Annotated in this window: 16 protein-coding genes; 5 read left to right on the top strand and 11 right to left on the bottom strand. The window is 68.7% G+C overall.

Going from position 1 to position 17423, the window contains the following annotated elements; all coding sequences use genetic code 11:
• Positions 1–84 precede the first annotated feature (84 nt).
• From K5K93_RS01090 to K5K93_RS01050, 9 genes are all read right to left on the bottom strand, one after another.
• Positions 85–849 (bottom strand): 2,3-dihydro-2,3-dihydroxybenzoate dehydrogenase, encoded by a 765-nt coding sequence (locus tag K5K93_RS01090; RefSeq protein ID WP_222389236.1) that lies wholly within the window; start codon positions 847–849, stop codon positions 85–87.
• On the bottom strand, positions 840–4718 hold the full coding sequence (locus K5K93_RS01085) for a non-ribosomal peptide synthetase (RefSeq protein ID WP_222389234.1): 3879 nt from the start codon (positions 4716–4718) through the stop codon (positions 840–842). Before K5K93_RS01085 ends, K5K93_RS01090 begins: the two co-directional genes overlap by 10 nt.
• Positions 4715–4972, bottom strand: coding sequence for a phosphopantetheine-binding protein (locus K5K93_RS01080; RefSeq protein WP_093818524.1), 258 nt, complete (start codon positions 4970–4972; stop codon positions 4715–4717). Before K5K93_RS01080 ends, K5K93_RS01085 begins: the two co-directional genes overlap by 4 nt.
• Positions 4972–5604 carry an isochorismatase family protein gene (locus K5K93_RS01075; RefSeq protein ID WP_025878587.1) on the bottom strand — a complete coding sequence of 211 codons (633 nt, stop codon included), beginning with the start codon at positions 5602–5604 and terminating at the stop codon, positions 4972–4974. The genes K5K93_RS01080 and K5K93_RS01075 overlap by 1 nt, the downstream gene beginning before the upstream one ends.
• On the bottom strand, positions 5604–7256 hold the full coding sequence (locus tag K5K93_RS01070) for an AMP-binding protein (protein WP_222389233.1): 1653 nt from the start codon (positions 7254–7256) through the stop codon (positions 5604–5606). The genes K5K93_RS01075 and K5K93_RS01070 overlap by 1 nt, the downstream gene beginning before the upstream one ends.
• The gene (locus tag K5K93_RS01065; RefSeq protein WP_222389232.1) at positions 7253–8446 is read right to left on the bottom strand and encodes an isochorismate synthase; all 1194 of its coding nucleotides are present in this window, start codon (positions 8444–8446) and stop codon (positions 7253–7255) included. Before K5K93_RS01065 ends, K5K93_RS01070 begins: the two co-directional genes overlap by 4 nt.
• Positions 8443–9639: an MFS transporter gene (locus K5K93_RS01060; RefSeq protein WP_222389231.1), complete on the bottom strand. Its 1197-nt coding sequence runs from the start codon at positions 9637–9639 to the stop codon at positions 8443–8445. Before K5K93_RS01060 ends, K5K93_RS01065 begins: the two co-directional genes overlap by 4 nt.
• A gap of 152 nt (positions 9640–9791) precedes the next feature.
• A complete protein-coding gene (locus tag K5K93_RS01055; protein WP_261311897.1) occupies positions 9792–10121 on the bottom strand; it encodes a DUF3817 domain-containing protein in 330 nt (109 codons plus the stop codon).
• Positions 10122–10241: 120 nt separating this feature from the next.
• Positions 10242–11177, bottom strand: a complete 936-nt coding sequence (locus K5K93_RS01050) for a TIGR03571 family LLM class oxidoreductase (protein WP_222389230.1) — start codon at positions 11175–11177, stop codon at positions 10242–10244.
• A gap of 54 nt (positions 11178–11231) precedes the next feature.
• Between K5K93_RS01050 and K5K93_RS01045 the strand changes: the two genes are divergently transcribed.
• The 5 genes from K5K93_RS01045 (at position 11232) to K5K93_RS01025 (ending at position 15176) form a co-directional block, all read left to right on the top strand.
• The gene (locus K5K93_RS01045; RefSeq protein WP_222389229.1) at positions 11232–11711 is read left to right on the top strand and encodes a GNAT family N-acetyltransferase; all 480 of its coding nucleotides are present in this window, start codon (positions 11232–11234) and stop codon (positions 11709–11711) included.
• A 99-nt stretch (positions 11712–11810) separates the two neighbouring features.
• Complete coding sequence (locus tag K5K93_RS01040; RefSeq protein WP_222389228.1) at positions 11811–13334, top strand: thioredoxin family protein; 1524 nt, start codon at positions 11811–11813, stop codon at positions 13332–13334.
• A 302-nt stretch (positions 13335–13636) separates the two neighbouring features.
• On the top strand, positions 13637–14266 hold the full coding sequence (locus tag K5K93_RS01035) for a superoxide dismutase (protein WP_222389226.1): 630 nt from the start codon (positions 13637–13639) through the stop codon (positions 14264–14266).
• A complete protein-coding gene (locus K5K93_RS01030; RefSeq protein WP_222389224.1) occupies positions 14263–14838 on the top strand; it encodes a flavin reductase family protein in 576 nt (191 codons plus the stop codon). Before K5K93_RS01035 ends, K5K93_RS01030 begins: the two co-directional genes overlap by 4 nt.
• Positions 14838–15176 (top strand): tetratricopeptide repeat protein, encoded by a 339-nt coding sequence (locus K5K93_RS01025; RefSeq protein WP_222389223.1) that lies wholly within the window; start codon positions 14838–14840, stop codon positions 15174–15176. The genes K5K93_RS01030 and K5K93_RS01025 overlap by 1 nt, the downstream gene beginning before the upstream one ends.
• 4 nt (positions 15177–15180) lie before the next feature.
• Here the strand turns inward: K5K93_RS01025 and K5K93_RS01020 are convergent, their stop codons facing one another.
• Entirely contained in the window at positions 15181–16329 is a 1149-nt protein-coding gene (locus K5K93_RS01020; RefSeq protein WP_100465628.1) for an acyl-CoA desaturase, read from the bottom strand.
• 13 nt (positions 16330–16342) lie between these two features.
• On the bottom strand, positions 16343–17413 hold the full coding sequence (locus K5K93_RS01015; RefSeq protein WP_051584920.1) for a ferredoxin reductase: 1071 nt from the start codon (positions 17411–17413) through the stop codon (positions 16343–16345).
• Positions 17414–17423 lie beyond the last annotated feature (10 nt).

The following is a 17423-nucleotide window of genomic DNA, read 5'->3' as shown; positions in this document are numbered from 1 at the left end:
GCACTACCGGACAAGGAACTCCCCTTGGTAGTGCCGGCCGCTGGCCGGCAACCCATGAACCCCGCCCGGCGGCGCCCGGCCCCGTCACCCGCGCAGCGTAGCGCCACCGTCCACGTACAGGTCACTCATCGCCACGTGCCCGGCCTGCTCGGACAGCAGGAACATCACTGCCTGTGCGATGTCCTCCGGCGTGGCCAGCTTGCGCAAGGGGATGCCCGCCTTGTAGGTGGCCGGATTGCCGGCGATCACCCGTGCCGCGCCCTGCTCGTCTTCCCACATGCCGGTCTGCATCGGGGTCAGCGTGGAGCCCGGCGCAACGATGTTGCAGCGGATGCCCAACGGTGCCAGCTCCAGGCCCAGGCAACGGGTGAACATAGTCGCCGCCGCCTTCGACGCGGCATAGGCGGCCATGCCATGCCGTGGCACGCCCGCCGCGTTGGAACTGACGGTCACGATGGCACCTTGCCGGCGCGGCGACATCACCCGTGCCAGTGCGCGGCCCACATGGAACACACCATCGGCATTGACCGCGAACACCCTGCGCCAATCCGCGTCACCGGTGTCCACGACCTCGCCGACATGCAGCACGCCCGCCACGCTGGCCGCCAACATGATCGGTCCCACCGTGGCTTCCACCTGGTTTACCAGCGCGTCCACGGCCGCGCCGTCGGTGACGTCCAGTGCAAAAGCCTGCACGCGACCATCGTCGGTCGCCAGCGCAGGTCGCTCGCGATCGGTTGCCACGACCCGGCACCCTGCGTCCAGCAGTTGCCCGACCAGCGCCGCACCGATACCGCCGGCTGCGCCGGTCACCAGCGCCACATTTCCTTCAAAACCCGTCAGCTGCATGTTGCGCTCTCCTGTTGCCTGTCCCACTGCTGCAGCCGCGCCGACAACCACGGTGCCAGCTGCGCCACCGCATCACGCCCGGTCAGTTCGGCGTGCAGGAACGGCAGCTCGATGGCATCCACCTGCAGCGCATGTGCCTTCCATAGCGCGGACTGCAACTGCGGCCGTGCCTGATGATCGCGTCCGGCCCGCACATGCGCCAGCGTTCCGACGAAGGGTCGGTGCTGGTGTTCGCGGATCAGTCGATTGGTTCCGGTCACCGCCCGTACCACGCCGTCGAGCACCACCTCGGGCAGGCTGCCCAGCGCGCTGCCACCGCGCCGCAGGAAGGCGAGGATGCGCTCGCGATCGTCCAGTTCCGGATGCGCGTCCGGGTCATGCCCGGCGATGGCCAACAGCGCCCGCAGCGCCGCGATCGGGTCGGGCTCCGGTTCGGCACGCCAGCATTCGCTGGGATAGGCATCAAGCAGCACCAGTTCGCCGACCTCGCGGCCGATGTCGTGCAGGCGCACGGCCATCGCCTGCGCGAGGATGCCCCCCACCGACCAGCCGAGCAGATGGATCGGCCCCTGTGGCTGCAGCGTGATCACCCGCTGCACATAGTCATTGGCCATGGCCTCGATGCTGCCTGGCAGCGGCTGCGTGGGGTCGAGCGCGGGCGACTGAAGCCCGTACACCGCGCGCGTTGGCTGCAGCGCCCGGGCCAGTGCGCGATAATTCCAGGCAATGCCGCCTGCCGGGTGCAGCACGAACAGGGGGGCTGCGGTTGCCTCGCCGGATGCCGACAGCGCAATCACCGGCCCCAGCGCGTGATCGGCGCGTGCGGGCGGCTCGGCAATGCGTGCCGCCAGCGCGGCTACGGTCGGCTGCGCGAACAGCGCGCCCAGCCCCAGCTCGCAACGCCAGCGCTGCTCGATGGCCAGCAGCAGGTGCACGGCCGACAGGGAGTCGCCTCCGATGCTGAAGAAATCCACGTCGACGGCCACCGGTGATTCGCGCCCCAGCGCCTGTGCGAACAGCCCGGCCAGTTCCTGCTCCAGCGGCGTACGCGGCGCCTGCCCCGCAACGTCCTGCTGCGGCGGTTTCGGCAGCGCAGACCGGTCCAGCTTACCATTGGCGGTCACCGGCCACTGATCCACGCCCACGAACGCAGACGGCACCATGTAGTCCGGCACCCGCATCAGCAGATGGCTGCGCAGCGCCGCTGCGTCGAGCAGCGCCGTCGGTACATAGGCGACCAGCCGCGCCTCGCCGGGTAAATCATCGCGCAACAGCACTTCCACCCGGTCCATTCCAGGCAGCTCGCGCAACGCTGCTTCAATCTCGCCAAGTTCGATGCGCAGGCCGCGCAGCTTTACCTGATGGTCGCTGCGCCCCAGGTACTCGACAGCACCGTCGCCCCGCCAGCGTGCCACGTCGCCGGTGCGGTAGATGCGCTCACCCGGCAGGAACGGATCCGCCAGGAAGCGCTCGGCCGTCAGGTCGTCGCGGCCGAGATAGCCGCGCGCCAACTGCACACCGCCGAGGTACAGGTCACCGGCCACGCCCACCGGCACGGGCTGCATCCGTGCGTCCAGCACATACAGGCGGGTGTTCCAGACCGGGAAACCGATCGGCACCGGGCGCGAGCGGTCATCGGCCGACGCCGGCCACCAGCTCACATCCACTCCCGCTTCGGTCGGCCCGTACAGGTTGTGCAGTTCGGATTGCATTCTCGCGTGGAAGCGGTCGCGCAGCGCGGCATCCAGCGCCTCGCCACTGGTGAACACGCGCCGCAGCCGCAGGTCCTGTGAGGCCGGTGCAGCCAGGAACGCATCCAGCATCGACGGTACGAAATGTGCGGTGGTGACACCATGGACGCGGATCAATCCCGCCAGCTCGGTCGGGTCGCGGTGTGCGTCCGGCCCCGCCAACACCAGCGTCGCGCCGCACAGCAGTGGCAGGAAGAATTCCCAGACCGATACGTCGAACGTTGCCGGGGTCTTCTGCAGAATCCGGTCGTCGGCACCCATGCCATAGTGCTCGCGCATCCACAGCAGGCGATTGACGATGGCGCGGTGTTCGATCACCACGCCCTTGGGCTCGCCGGTCGAACCGGAGGTATAGATCACGTAGGCCGCATCGTCGCCCGTCGGGCCCGGCCAGGGTGCGGCAACGCTCACGTCGGTCCACTGCTCCGGCGGCAGCACCGGCACATCTGAAAGACGGGATTGCACGCCGGCCTCTGCCAATACGCAGACCGGTTGCGCCGACGCCAGAATCCGCGCCAGGCGCTCCGCGGGATGGGCAAGGTCCAGTGGCAGGTACGCACCGCCTGCACGCAGCACCGCCAGCAACGCAATCACCAGTTCCAGCGAACGCGGCAGCGCCACGGCAACGACCGTGCCCGGGCCCACGCCCAGCGAGCGCAGCTGCGCGGCCAGGGCGAAGCTGCGGGCCTCCAGCGCAGCATGGTCCAGCGTCGTATCGCCGAACACCAGCGCCGCTGCCGACGGATCGCGGTCCATGCCCTGCTGCAGCAGTTCGACCAGGGTGGTGTCAGGCAGCGCATGCGTGGTGGCATTGAAACCATGCACGACCTGCTTCGATTCTTCCGGCGTGGCCAGTGGCACCGTCGCGATGTCTTCGGCCAGCAGCGCGGCCGACACGAAATGCAGCAGGCGCCGGGCATGCGCCTTCATGTCATCCAGGCCATACAGGGCCGGGTTTGCTTCAATCTCCAGATCCAGCAGGGTCTGTCCATCGCCACGGAAGCCCAGTGTCAGGTCGTCGACCGGGCCGGTGCTCAGCACTTCCAGTGAGGCCTGCACACCCGGCAGCGCAAGCGGCTTGTAGAACGGCTGCACGTTGATCAACGCCCCATGCAGACGGTGCTGTGCACCGACCAGGCCGAGGTCACGACGCAGCTGTTCGCCACGGTAGCGCCCATGCTTGCGGCTCTGGCTGAGCTGGCGCCCGATGCGCCGGCAGAATTCCTCGACGCCGCCCTCGCCGCCCGCTACCCGCAGCGGCAGCACGTTCATCACCATCGCCGGTACCCGCGCCGCCGCGTTGCCCAGCCGCGCCATGTACGGCACGCCGAGCACGACTTCCTCGGACGCGCTCATGCGACGCACATACTCGGCGGCCAACGCGGCAAGCACATCCGGCCACGGCTGCAGCCACGATGCCGAGACCTGCAGCAGGCGCTCGCGCAAGGCGGGGTCCACCGGCTGCACCCAGCGCAGTGCATCGTCACTGGCCGCGGCGGTGCCGGCCAGGCCGGTGGAGGCCGGGGCGCCCTGCAGCGCCTGCAACCACCACTGCCGGTCGACGTCGCGGCGCACATCACTGCGGTAGCTGGCATCATCGGCCAGCACGCCCGCCAACCCTGGCAGCGCACTACCGGTGCGGCCCGCATACAGAGCGCAGACGCGGTCAGTGAACAGCGCCATGCCATAGCCATCGGTGGCCAGGTGATGCACGCGCAGGTACCAGGCCCAGCGCTGGCCACCCAGGTCGAACAGCACCTGCTGGCTCAGCCGGTCGCGGGTCGGGTCGACCGCGCTGCAGCGGTCAGCCAGCATCGTCGCACGCGCCGTCTGCTGCGGATCATCGGCCGCGGCGACATCGCGCAGCTGCAGCAATGGCACCCGCGCGGGATCGTGCCATTGCACGGGCTGGCCGTCCTCGGCCTCGGCGAAACGCAACGCCAGCGCCTCGGCCTCGACGGCGGCCTGGTTGGCGGCAGCGGTGAACGCCGGCACATCCAGCGAACCCTCGATCCACACCGCGTGCGCGGTATTGAATGCAGGATTCTGCGGTGCCAGCCGCTGGGCAAACCACAGCCCTGCCTGCGCCTCGGTCAGCGGCAGCGGCGATCCGTTCATGCCGTCTGCGCGGCCTGCAGCTGCTGCACCACCGCCCACCACTGGCGCAGCGTGGTGTGCTCAGCCAGCTGCGCGAACTCCAGTGGCAGCCCGGTGTTGCCCCATGCCAGCACCAGCCCCAGCATGCGCATCGAATCCAGATCCAGATCGATCAGGTTGTCATCATCGCCGATGTCAGCCGATTGGCAGTCCAGCACGCGGGCGACGTCGGCGCGCATGCGCTCCAGGGTCAGGGTTTCGGTCGTCGCGTTCATCACATTGCCTCCAGCAGCTGGTCGGTGGTCATCGGTACGCCGCAGGTGCGGGCGATCCAGTGCAGCGCCTGGTCATGGTCGGCACGCGAGAAATCGGCCACGGCATCGGCAGCGATGAACGTCTCGATGTCACGCTGGAACGCCTCCACCGCCGTGGCGGTGCATCCGATATGCGCGTAGACGCCGGTGATCAGCAACTGGTCGCGGCCGCGCACGCGCATCAGCGTTTCCAGATTGCTGCGCTGGAACGCGCTGTAGCGGTGCTTGACCAGCACATGCTCGCCCGGCTGCGGCGCGAGTGCGTCGATGATCGGCTCGTGGTCGGCACGCCGGCCCATGCCCGGGCCCCACAGGTCTGCCTGCAGGCCGCGGTCGCGGCGGTCCTGGTCGCCGTGCTGGGCGGTGTAGAAAACCGGAATGCCGTGCGTACGGCAATGTCCCAGCAGGCGCGCGATGTTGTCCACCGCCGGCTGCAGCGGCGCGTTGCCCGCGTCGAATGCGGCGAGGAAATAGCGCTGCATGTCGTGTACCAGCAAGGCAACACGATCACGCTGGGGGCGCCAGGCGCCTCGCGCCTGCGGCAGTTCCGCAGCGGTCGGCAGGGAATACGGGGTAATGCGGGGCAGCGCCATCAGCGCGTTCCTCCTGTCTGTTGCAGATGACGCGCGCGCAGCTGCGCGCGCAGTTCGCGGCGGCTGATCTTGCCAACCGCCGTGGTGTCGAAACTGTCCACGAAAACAATCTGATCGGGCACCTTGAACGCGGCCAGGCCACGCCCGCGCATCCACGCCTTCAGCGCCGGCGCCTTGATGGACTCGCCCTGCTGGATCACGAAGGCACAGCTGCGCTCGCCCAGGTAGTCGTCAGGAATGGAGACCACGGCGGCGTCGAATACGCCGGGATGGGCCAGCAGATGGTCTTCGATCTCCTCGGCGGAGATCTTCTCGCCCGCCCGGTTGATGTGGTCGCCGGCACGGCCCTGCACCACCAGATAACCGCCGGGCAGCTGCTGCACGCGGTCGCCGGTGCGGTAGAAGCCGTCGTCGGTGAACGAGCGCGCGTTGGCCGCCGCGTCATTGTGGTAACTGCGGATGGTGTACGGACCGCGGGTGAGCAGATGCCCGACCTCGCCTTCGGCAACGGGCTGGTCGTGGTCGTCGACCACGCGCACTTCATCATCCTCGCTGATCGGCCTGCCCTGGCAAGCGACAATCAGCTCCTGCGGGTCATCCAGCCGGGTGTAGTTGACCAGGCCTTCGGCCATGCCGAACACCTGCTGCAACGTGCAACCGAGGCCATCGATGACCCGTCGCGCGGCTTCCGGCACCAGCTTCGCTCCCCCGACCTGCAGCACCTGCAGGCTGGACAGATCGTGCCTGCTGGTCGCCGCGGCCTGCGCCCACAGCAGCGCCAGGGGCGGCACCAGTCCACAGCAGGTCACCTTCTCGCGCGCGATCAACGGAAACGCCGCATCCGGGCCGGGGCCCGGGCTGAGTACCACGCGGGCGCCGGCGTACAGCGCACCGAAGAAACCCGGCGAGCTCATCGGGAAGTTGTGTGCTGCCGGCAGCGCAACCAGGTACACGCTGTCGCGGTCGATGCCACAGATTTCGTTGCTGGCGCGGAACGAGTAGATGTAATCGTCGTGCGTGCGCGGAATGAGCTTTGACAGCCCGGTGCTGCCGCCGGAGATCTGCAGGAACGCCACCGACTGCGGATCAGGATCGGCCGGCAGCTGGCAGCGATCGCCCTGCAGCGATTCCAGCGCGACGAACTCGGCCGCATCGCCGTCGATCAGCACGTGGCGTACCGCCGGCACTTCTGCCTGCAGCGCGCGCGCCAGGGCACGATGATCGAAGCCTTCATGGACATCGGTGCTGATGTAGGCACTGGCCTCGGCCTTGCGCGCAAAGTGGGCCAGCTCGGTGATGCGATGTGCCGGCAGCGCGTACACCGGCACCAGCCCGGCGCGGAACAGGCCACAGATCGTTGCGATGAAACCGGCGGTATTGCCCAGCTGCACCAGCACGCGCTCGCCGGGTTGCAGGCCCAGTGCCAGCAGCCCGGCGCCGATGCGCCCGGCCTCATGCCAGAGCTGCGCATAGCTCAGGCGCACATCGCCAGCCACCACCGCGATGTCATCGGCATGGCGCTCGGCGCGTTCGCGCAGGAAACCCGGGAAGGTTTCGCCACGCCAATGACCTGCGGCCCGATAGCGCGTGACCAGCGCTTCAGGCCATTGCTGCTGCAGCGGCAGGCGCGAATCAACGGTGGACGGCGTCATGCGGATACCTCGATCAGGGACAGCGGGTCCTGCACACCCAATGCGTTGAGCAGGGCAGCAAACTTGGCGGCGGTTTCGGCCACTTCGGCCTCGGGCTGCGAGTCGGCGACGATGCCGGCGCCGGCATACAGGCGCAGCTGGGTGCCCTGCAGGCGCGCGCAGCGGATCGCCACATACCAGTCGCCGTCCCCCTGCGCATCGAGCCAGCCCACCGCACCGGCATAGAATCCGCGCGGCACCGGTTCCAGCGCACGGATGCGCTGCAGTGCCTGCAGCCGCGGGGTACCGCAGACGGCCGGGGTGGGATGCAGCTCGGCCAGCAGGGTCGCCGCCGACGTGGCAACGTCCTTCAGCGTGGCGTGGATGCGCGTACCCAGATGCCACATGCTGGCGGTGGCGTGCAGCAGCGGGCGTGGCTGCGCTTCGATGTGACTGCACCAGGGCGAGAGGCCATCGACAATGGCGTCGACCACATGCCGGTGTTCGTCATGATCCTTCGCCGATGCCAGCAACGCCTGCGCGGCGCGCTCGTCCGCAACCGGATCGGCACTGCGCCTGGCCGAACCGGCCAGCGGATGCGACAGCACCTGCGCCCCGCGTTTGCGCAGCAGCAGCTCCGGTGTCGCCCCCACCAGCCATGCCGGCGCCTGGCCAACGTCCATCGGCAGCGGCACGGCGTAGGTCGCCACCGAAGGATCGGTGCCGAGGCGGGCCAGCAGCATTTCCGGTGACAGCGCCTGCTGCGTGTGCGCCAACAGGCTGCGCGCCAGTACCACCTTGTGCAGCTCCGGGTCCGGCGCGCGCATCGCGCTGACCGCGTCGGCCACGGCCGCTGCATACGCCTGCGCCGAGGGCTCGGCAGTCAGCGCTCCGGACAGCGCCGGCGCCGCCTGCGACTGCACGGGCAACGCCGGCAGCAGGCGCTCGGGCTGGTACAACGCATCATCGGCGCGCGGCTCGAACGGCACCGCGCCGACCAGCAGGCCCGGCCCACCGCGCTGCTGCGCGAAGAACGTCGCCACGCGCTCGGCCAGCGTCGCCAGCACACCGGTCGGCAAGGGTGCGCGGCAGCCGCGCGCGTGCATCTGCTGATCGGCCTGCCGCAGCAGGAACAGCGACGCTTCGGCGGCGGGCTCGGGCAGCATCGACGCAGCCTCCGGCCACGCGCCCTGCATCAGGGAATCGTTCATGGGGTCTCCTTCATCCGATACGCTGCGGCCAGCACGCACAGCACCAGCAGCAGCACGCCGACCAGCAGGTAAGGCAGGCTGGCGCCGCCGCGATACAACAGGGTGCCGAGCATCGGCCCGGCCACCATGCCCAGCCCCTGCGCCGCCGCGACGGTGCCGGCCGCCGCCCCCTGTTCGTGCGCCTGCACCGCGTCGGCGGCCAACGCCTGGAACGAGGGGAACACGAAGCCCATGCCGAACGCTGCAAGCGCGTAGGCCGCCGGCAACTGCCAGGTCTGCTGCACCGCCGCCACCGACGCAAAGCCGATGCCTGCGATCAGTGCGCCGAGGATGATCCAGCGCCGGGGATGCACGTCCAGTTTCATCACCAGCCCCTGCGCGAGGATCAGGCCCACGCCGACTGCAGTCAGTGCGATGCCGGCCATGCGTGCACCTTCGGCTGCATCCAGGCCGAAGCGGTCGATGGCGAAGAAGCCGACCGTGACCTGGGCGATGGTCACCGACACCATCGCCACGAACGCGGCCATCTGCGGCAGGCGCAGCCGCGGGTCGAGGCGCGACAGCGGTACGCGGTTGCGGCTGTGTGCGGCTGCCACCGGCGGCGTGGCCGGCAGGCGCCATGCCAGCAGGCCCAGCGCGAGCAGCGGCAACAGCGCAGCCACGTACAGCGCCAGCGGCAGGTTCTTGTAGGCAAGCCATCCGGCAGCAGCCGGACCCAGCACCATTCCCAGCGCGTTGGCGCTGCCCAGGCGGGCGAGGAATTTCGCACGTTGGCCGGTGGGTGCCTTGTCGGCGATCAGCGCGGCAGCGGTCGGCGGCACGGCCGCGTAGAACAGGCCGATCAGGCCACGCGCACCGACCAGCACCAGCACCGAGACCAGCACCGGCGGTATTGTCTGCAGCGCGACATCGATGAACACCGCCAGCGCGATGTAGACCACGGTGTAGGCACTCATCGCCAGCATCAGCACGCGCTTGCGGCCGATGCGGTCGCTGAGCTGGCCCCAGGGGCGCGCGGCCAGCATCCACAACACGCCCGCGGCCGTAACCGATAGACCGGCATGCCATTCGGACAGGCCCAGCAGGCGGACCACCGGGCCGATGACGGCGACGAAGGACATCATCGCCATGGTGCCGATCAGGGCAGCCAACACCAGCGCCGGCAAGCCGGGAACCACGGGACGTGCATGCATGGAACACCAACCGTAACCAGGGAGGGAACGCCGGGCGCATCCGCACCCCGCGCGACGTCGCCCTGTCAGGCGGCGACACCATTCTTAAATGATAACGGCTCGCATTTGCATTTGATACCCATTCGCTTAACGGGCACGCACCTGCGGGTGCATCACTGCCCTGCGCGCACCGACAGCAGGCCGCGACGCTTGAACCACCACTCCAGCGGCAGGGTCACCAGCGGCGGAATCGCAGCCAGCAACGCCATCCCCGTTGCCCACCATGGCCAGCGCAGGCGCAACGCCGCAAACAGAGTCACCGCCACGTAGACCAGGAACGCCACGCCATGCAAGGGCCCGAACAGCTTCACCAGCGCCACGTTGGCCTGTGGGCCGTACTTGAGCCACATGCCGGCCAGCAGCCCGGCCCAGGTGATGGCCTCGATGAAGGCGACGACGGCGAACAGGCGCCCGGTCGGGTGCAGCGGGTTACGGTGGGTCACGCAGGGCTCCAGCGCTGGATATCAAATGCGAATGATACGCAGATGCGAACGATCCGAACACCGAGGGTAGCGCCGGGCCATGCCCGGCGAACGGTAGAGCTGTGTCCACAAGGTAGACACCTACCGAAGCGTATCGGGCAGGACGTGCTCGCCGATCTCGCCCAGTACGTCGTCCACCGGCCGGCCGTTGTCCACCAGATTGAACATCACATGCGCCACGCCCTGCGCGCGTACGCGTTGCAGGTACCCGCGCAGGCCATCGCGGCCCACCTTCAGGCCCAGCGGCAGCGGCTCCGCCGGCGCAGTTGGATCGGCCTGCAGGTCCAGCAGCATCGACTGCACGAATGGCTTGGGCGCGCCGCCGCTCTGGGCCAGCGCCTGCTGCCACAGACCGATGCGCCCTTCCTGCGCGGTCTCTTCGCGGTGATAGGTCGCCCAGCCTTCGGCCTCGCGTGCGATCCACTGCAGGCTCTGCCGCGCAGTACCTACCACCAGCATCGGAATGCGCCTTGCCGGCGCGGGAAGTACGTCGTATCCACCGGTTGCCTGCAACACCGGCGCGCGCTCGGAGGGTTCGGGGGACAGCGCCGCACGCAGCAGCGACCAGCGCTCGCGGAAGGTGCCCGCCCTGCCCTGTAGGTCCTCGCCGAAGGCCGAGAACTCTTCTGGTCGATCACCCGAGCCCAGCCCCAGCACGAAGCGTCCACCGCTGATCCGGTCCAGCGTCAGCGCCGATTTCGCCACCTGCAGCGGTTGCCGCAACGGCAGCACGATGGCCGCAGTGCCGATCACGATGCGCTCGGTCGCCGCGGCCAGCATCCCCAGCCACAGGAACGGATCATCCAGCGCACTGGCGGTCGCATCCGGCCCCTGCGGCACCATCAGCGGCACATCGCGGGTCCACAACGCGGCAAAACCCAGATCGTCGGCCAGCCGCGCGACGCGGCGCGCCTCATGCGGATCGGCCAGGCCGCGTGCGGCCACCGGCGTCATCAGGCCAAGGCTCAAGCCCTGCTCTGGAAACAGACGTGCATGGGCAGGATTGAAATCAGTCATGCCGCCAGCTTAGCGTGGGGCATTGATGGCGTCCCACAACAGGAAGTACAGCGCATGCCCAGGATCCGTCCCGCCCACGTCGATGACCTGCCCGCGATCAGCGCGGTGTGCATGGCGGCCTTCACTGCAGCCGTTGCGCCCATGCTTACCGCCGAGGGCATCGCCACCTTCGGCAACGTGGCCGCAGCCAGCGCGTTCGCCGAGCGCCTGCAGGGTGACAACCACATCCTGGTGGCCGAACAGGAGGGCCGTGTGGTCGGCGTGGTGGAACTGAAGGCGGGCCAGCACCTGGCGATGCTGTTCGTCGCGCCGAAGCTGCAGGGGCAAGGCATCGGTCGTGCCCTGCTGCAGTCGGTGCTGCCGCAGGTACGCGGCCCGCAGATGACCGTGCGCGCCTCGCTCAACGCGGTGCCGGCCTACGAACACTATGGGTTCGTGCTGGATGGCGACGTCGGCGAGTACCACGGCCTGATCTACCAGCCGCTGGTGTTGGCGGTGCCCGCTGCGGTGGCTGCGCCCCCTGGTCCGCACTGATACCCCGCCCACATGCCGTGCTGCGCGTGCGACATAAGCAAACTGCATCAGCCAGCACCCCGACGGTTCCTACAATGGCCCACCACCCTGCCCTTTGAGATGCTGCCGATGCGCGTCGCGCTTTCCCTGTTGCTGTTGGCCTCGGCCCTGAGCGCCTGCTCCCCCGCGTCCGCGCCGGTACCGACGGCGAAGGCGGCATCGACCGCCCCGGCCTCCGCCATCGCCTGGCGCCAGGGCGACGTGGATGATGCCTTCAACGAAGCCGCCGAGAGTGGCAAGCCGGTGCTGCTGTACTGGGGCGCGGTGTGGTGCCCGCCGTGCAACCAGCTCAAGGCGGGGCTGTTCAAGGATCCGGCCTTCATCGCACTGACCGGCAAATTCGTGCCGGTCTACCTGGACGGCGACGAAGAAGGCGCGCAGGCATGGGGCGAACGCTTCGGCGTGCGCGGCTATCCAACCCTGATCGTGCTCGACCCGCAGCGCAACGAAATCACCCGCGTGGCCGGCGGCAACGACGCGGCCGAACTGACCCGGGCCCTGACCGTCGCCGCCAGCCGCCGCAGCGCTGTCGCCGAAACACTTGCGACCGCGCTGGCGACGCCGGCCACGCTTGGCGCCGAAGACTGGCAGGTACTGGGCGATTACGGCTGGGAGGTGGATGCCAACCGCCTGGCTGGCAAGCGCAGCGCCCAGGACGTGCTGCAGCAGCTGGCCAAGGCCGCACCCGAGCCTGCGCTGCAGCGTCGCTTCGCGCTGCTCGCCTTGGCTACCGCCGAGAAACCGACGGCAGCGCCCACCCAGGTACGCGAACTGTTGCAGGCGGTGCTGGCACAACCGGCGGAGGTACGTCGCAACCGCGAGTTGCTGGGGTATGCCGGCGCCGGGCTGGTCAAGCAGGCCAGCGCTGGTCCGGCCAGCAGCAATGCCCTTGGCCAGCAGTTGCTGGTCGCGCTGGAACGTGCCGACGCCGCGCGTGGTGATCGCGCAGACGATGCCTTGTCACGTGCGTTGACCGAGTTGGCGCTGGCACGCCAGCAGCAGCCTGAAGGCCCGCTGTCGGCAGCACTGGTGCAGCGCGTAAAGCAGCGCGTGGCCGCCGCCGATGCCGCAGCCACCGATGCACACGCGCGCCAGGCCACCATCAGCAGTGCCGTCTACGCGCTGCGTCAGGTCGATGATGATGCAGGCGCCGAGGCCTTGCTGCTGGCAGAGCTGAAGCGCAGCGAGCAGCCTTACTACTACATGCCGGAGCTGGCCGAACTGGCCGAGCAGCGTGGTGATACCGCCGGCGCCCTGGAATGGCTGAAGCGTGCCTATGAAGGCGCGCAGGGCCCTGCCACGCGCGTGCAGTGGGGCGTGCTGTACGTGGAAGGCCTGCTGCGGCTGGCACCCGATGATGCACCGCGTATCGAGCAGGCCACCGAGGCCTTGATCGCCGAGCTGGACAAGCAGCCGTCCGGCTACCACCAGCGCACGCGTCAGCGCTTCGAACGGCTGGCCGGACAGCTGCAGGCGTGGAGCGCCAAGCACAAGGGTGCGGACACGCTGGCGCGGCTGCAGCAGCGGATGCAGGCGGCCTGTGGTGAGCAGGTTGATAGCGGCTGCAAGGAATGGTTGAGCTGACGCCAGACGCAGGATTCGACGGATGGCGGTAGTGCCGACCGCTGGCCGGCAGCCCCGACCATAACCCGCTGCCGGCCAGTGGCCGGCACTACCCTGCTGCTTCTGCTCTCGCCTTTGACGTCGCCTCCGCGCCGGCGCGTGGACCTGTCCTGCATGGGCCGATCCGCCCACGCGATCCCGGGACAGTCAACGCGCCGGCAGCGCCCTCTTTTCATCACCCCGCTTGACCTCAACCAATGTTGAGGTGCGATAACAGTCTCCCCACGACCATACCCCTGGCCTTCCCCACGGAGACTGTCCCGATGCCGTACTCGCTTCCCGCCCTCCCCTATGCCTACGACGCCCTCGAGCCGCACTTCGATGCGCGCACGATGGAAATCCATCACAGCAAGCATCACCAGGCCTACGTCAACAACCTCAATGCCGCGCTGGAACAGGCGGGCCTGCCGGCACAGCCGGTGGAAATCCTGATCGCCGACCTCGACGCCCTGCCCGAATCGATCCGCGGTGCAGTGCGCAACAACGGCGGCGGCCACGCCAACCACAGCCTGTTCTGGACCGTGCTCAGCGCCAATGGCGGCACCGCCGATGACGAGCTTGCCGCGGCCATCGATCGCGACCTCGGTGGCTACGACGCCTTCAAGGAGGCATTCAGCAAAGCGGCGCAGACCCGTTTCGGCAGCGGCTGGGCGTGGCTCACCGTCGATCACCAGGGCCGCCTGCAGGTCGAGAGCAGCGCCAACCAGGACAGCCCGCTGATGGGCGCGGCGGTGGGCGCCTCCGGCAACACCCCGATCCTTGCCCTGGATGTCTGGGAACACGCCTACTACCTGCATTACCAGAACCGTCGCCCGGACTACATCGGCGCGTTCTTCAACCTCATCAACTGGGCCGAGGTCGGCCGGCGCTACCGCCAGGCCAGGGCCGCATGAACGCGGACTCCGGTGCATACGCCGGGCCGTGGGCGGGGGTGTTCCCCGCTCCGGCACCGGTGCCATCGGTCAGCCTGCCACCGCGTGCGCTGCGGCGGTTGCTCGGCCATTTCCCTACCGGCGTGGCGATCGTCTGCGCCCGCGACGCACAGGGAAAACCGCAGGGGCTGACCATCAACTCGTTCGTGCCGATCTCGCTGCAGCCGCCACTGGTGCTGTGGAACCTCGCCCTGCATGCGCAGAGCCTGTCCATGTTCCAGCGCGCCACCCGCTTTGCGATCAGCGTGCTCGGCGCTGGCCAGGAAGCCCTGGCGCGCCGATTCGCCGATCCGCAGGTGCGCCATCGATTCACCGATGTGCCCTTGCTGGACGACGGCGAAGATGCGCCACCGCGTATCGCCGGTGCCGTGATCCATCTCACCTGCACCCGCCACGCGCAGTGGCCGGTCGGCGATCACCTGTTGCTGGCCGGGCGCATTGTCGATGTGCAGGAAGCAGGCGGTGCACCGCTGCTGTTCCATCGCGGCCGCTTCCAGGCGGGACCGGTGGAAACCCTGCTGGAGGTGCGCTGATGGACATCGAAACGCTGGAGAGGATGCTTGCCGCCGGCAAGGACAGCGCACTGCTGCGCTTTGGCCTGGGCAAGAGCTGGCTGGATGCCGGCGACCCGGTGCGCGCAGCCACCCATCTGGGCCGCTGCGTGGTGCTGGACCCGGACTATTCGGCGGCGTGGAAGCTGCTGGGCAAGGCCTGGCTGGCTGGTGGCCAGCCGCAGGCGGCGCGCGAAGCGTGGCAGCGCGGGCTCAGCGTGGCCGGCAGCAAGGGCGACCAGCAGGCCCGCAGGGAAATGCAGGTGTTCCTGCGCAGGCTCGATCGCGATTCGCCTGCGCTGTTGGCGAAGGCCGGCTGAAGACTCAGCCGGCGTTGGCCGACGCCGGTGCCGGCATGATGTCCGGCATCGGCAGGCGGCGCGGCTTGCTCGGGAACGCGTGGCGCAGGATGCGCCAGACCACCTGGGTGAACTGCCGCGGCAGCGAGCCGTTGTTGTAGTGCTGGCCGTAGCGCCGGCAGATGTCCTTCACTTCCTTGGCGATGGCCGCATAGCGGTTGGCCGGCAGGTCCGGGTAGAAGTGGTGCTCGATCTGGTGGCTGAGGTTGCCCGACAGCACGTTGATCACGAAACCGCCGCTGATGTTGGACGAACCGCGCAGCTGGCGCAGGTACCAGTGGCCACGCGATTCATTGCGCAGGCATTCCTTCGGGAAGGTTTCCGATTCGGCGGTGAAGTGGCCGCAGAAGATGATCACGTAGGTCCAGATGTTGCGCAGGCCGTTGGCCACCATGTTGCCCAGCATCACCGGCAGGAAGAACGGACCGGCCAGCAGCGGGAAGAACACGTAGTCCTTCAGCACCTGGCGGATCATCTTGCGGGCCACTGGACGGGTCTGCAGCCACATCGCACGGCTGCTGATGCGGCCCTTGAACCAGCGCCCCAGGCGCAGGTCCTGCGCCGCCACGCCCCACTGGAACAGCAGCGCGAAGATCGGGGCGATGATCGGCTGCAGCAGGTAGAACGGCTTCCAGCGCTGTTCCGGGAAGATGCGCAGCAGGCCATAGCCGATGTCATCGTCCATGCCACGCACGTTGGTGTAGGTGTGGTGGCGGAAATTATGGGTCTTGCGCCAGTTGTCGGCGGTGGCAACGATGTCCCATTCGTAGGTGTTGCCGTTGAGCTTGGGATCGCCGGTCCAGTCGTACTGGCCGTGCATCACGTTGTGGCCCAGTTCCATGTTTTCCAGGATCTTGGCCAGCGCCAGCAGCAGCGTGCCGGCGATGCAGGCCGGCCACAGCAGCGGCGCCCAGAACAACGGAGAGAACGCGCCCAGGAACAGCAGGCTGCGGCCAAGCACGCCGGACCAGCGCACAGCCGCTGCGACGCGGCGGATGTAACGGGTGTCGGAGGCGCCGAGGCTGCCGATCACACGGTCGCGGATCGCATCGAGTTCCTCACCAAACGTCTGCATCTCGGCAGGGCTCAGGGCACGGTCGGTAGCGCGGGTCATGGCAGCGGAGTCCTCAGAGATCCAGGGTCAGGTCGGTGGTCGGCGCGCTCACGCAGATCCGCACCGGCACGGCCGTTTCGGACTGGGTGTCACCGGTGCGCAGGTGGCGGGTGGTGCCACTGACGCGTTCACAGGTACAGCTGTTGCAGATGCCCATGCGGCAGCCGTGCTTGGGCGCGATGCCCTGCGCCTCCAGGCTTTCCAGCAGCGAGCGGCCACGCGGCACGATCAGCCGCCGGCCGCTGCGGGCCAGGGTCAATGCGACCTCCCCCAGGCTGTCGGCATCACTGAGTGCCGCAGGCGGCGTAAAGGCTTCAGCCTGGAAACCGGCCACCTGCTGCGCCAGCCGCGTGCGCGCAGCGGCAACGAAGCCATCGGGGCCACAGGCCAGCACATGGCGTTGCGCCAGCGGGGTATCGTCACCGGCAACGGCCAACGTGTGGCTGTCGATGCGCGCGGCCGGCACCTCGCCTTCGCGGGTGGTCAGCAGATGCACGCGCAGGTTCGGGTTCGCTGCGGCCAGCGCCTGCAGCTCATCACGGAACTGGAACGCCGCAGCGCTGCGTTCCCAGTAGAACAGGTCGACCGGCGCCGCCAGCGGGCGCTGGCAGGCGTCGCGCAGCAGGCTGCGCATGGGCGTGATGCCGCTGCCGGCCGCCAGCAGAAGCACCGGCGCTGCGGCGGGCATGTGGAAATCACCGAAGGCCGCATCCAGCCGGAACAGGTCGCCCGGCTTGGCATGCGCGACCAGATGCTGGCTGACCTTGCCGCCTTCCACCGCCTTGACGGTAATGGCCAGCTCACGACGGCCCAGGCGGGTCGGGCTGTAGCTGCGGCGCAATACACGCCCCTCAAGCTCGACGCCCAAGGTGACGTGCTGGCCGGCGCGCATCCCGGCCCAGTGCCGGTTGCAGCGCAGGACCAGGGTAGCGGCGCCCTCGCCGGCCGGCTCGCGCCGTACCAGGCGGGCCATCGGCTCACGCAGGGTCCACAACGGATTCAGCTGGCCCGCCCAGAAGTCGAACAGCGACGGCGACAGCCAGCGGTACGGGGAAAACAGGGAAGGACGGACGACAGCGCTCATGGATGCACTA

It is taken from the genome of Stenotrophomonas sp. DR822, from assembly GCF_019793815.1.
Lineage (GTDB): Bacteria > Pseudomonadota > Gammaproteobacteria > Xanthomonadales > Xanthomonadaceae > Stenotrophomonas > Stenotrophomonas indicatrix.
The sequence above is the reverse complement of the archived record's forward strand: the minus strand, read 5'-3'. Positions and strand labels throughout refer to the sequence as shown.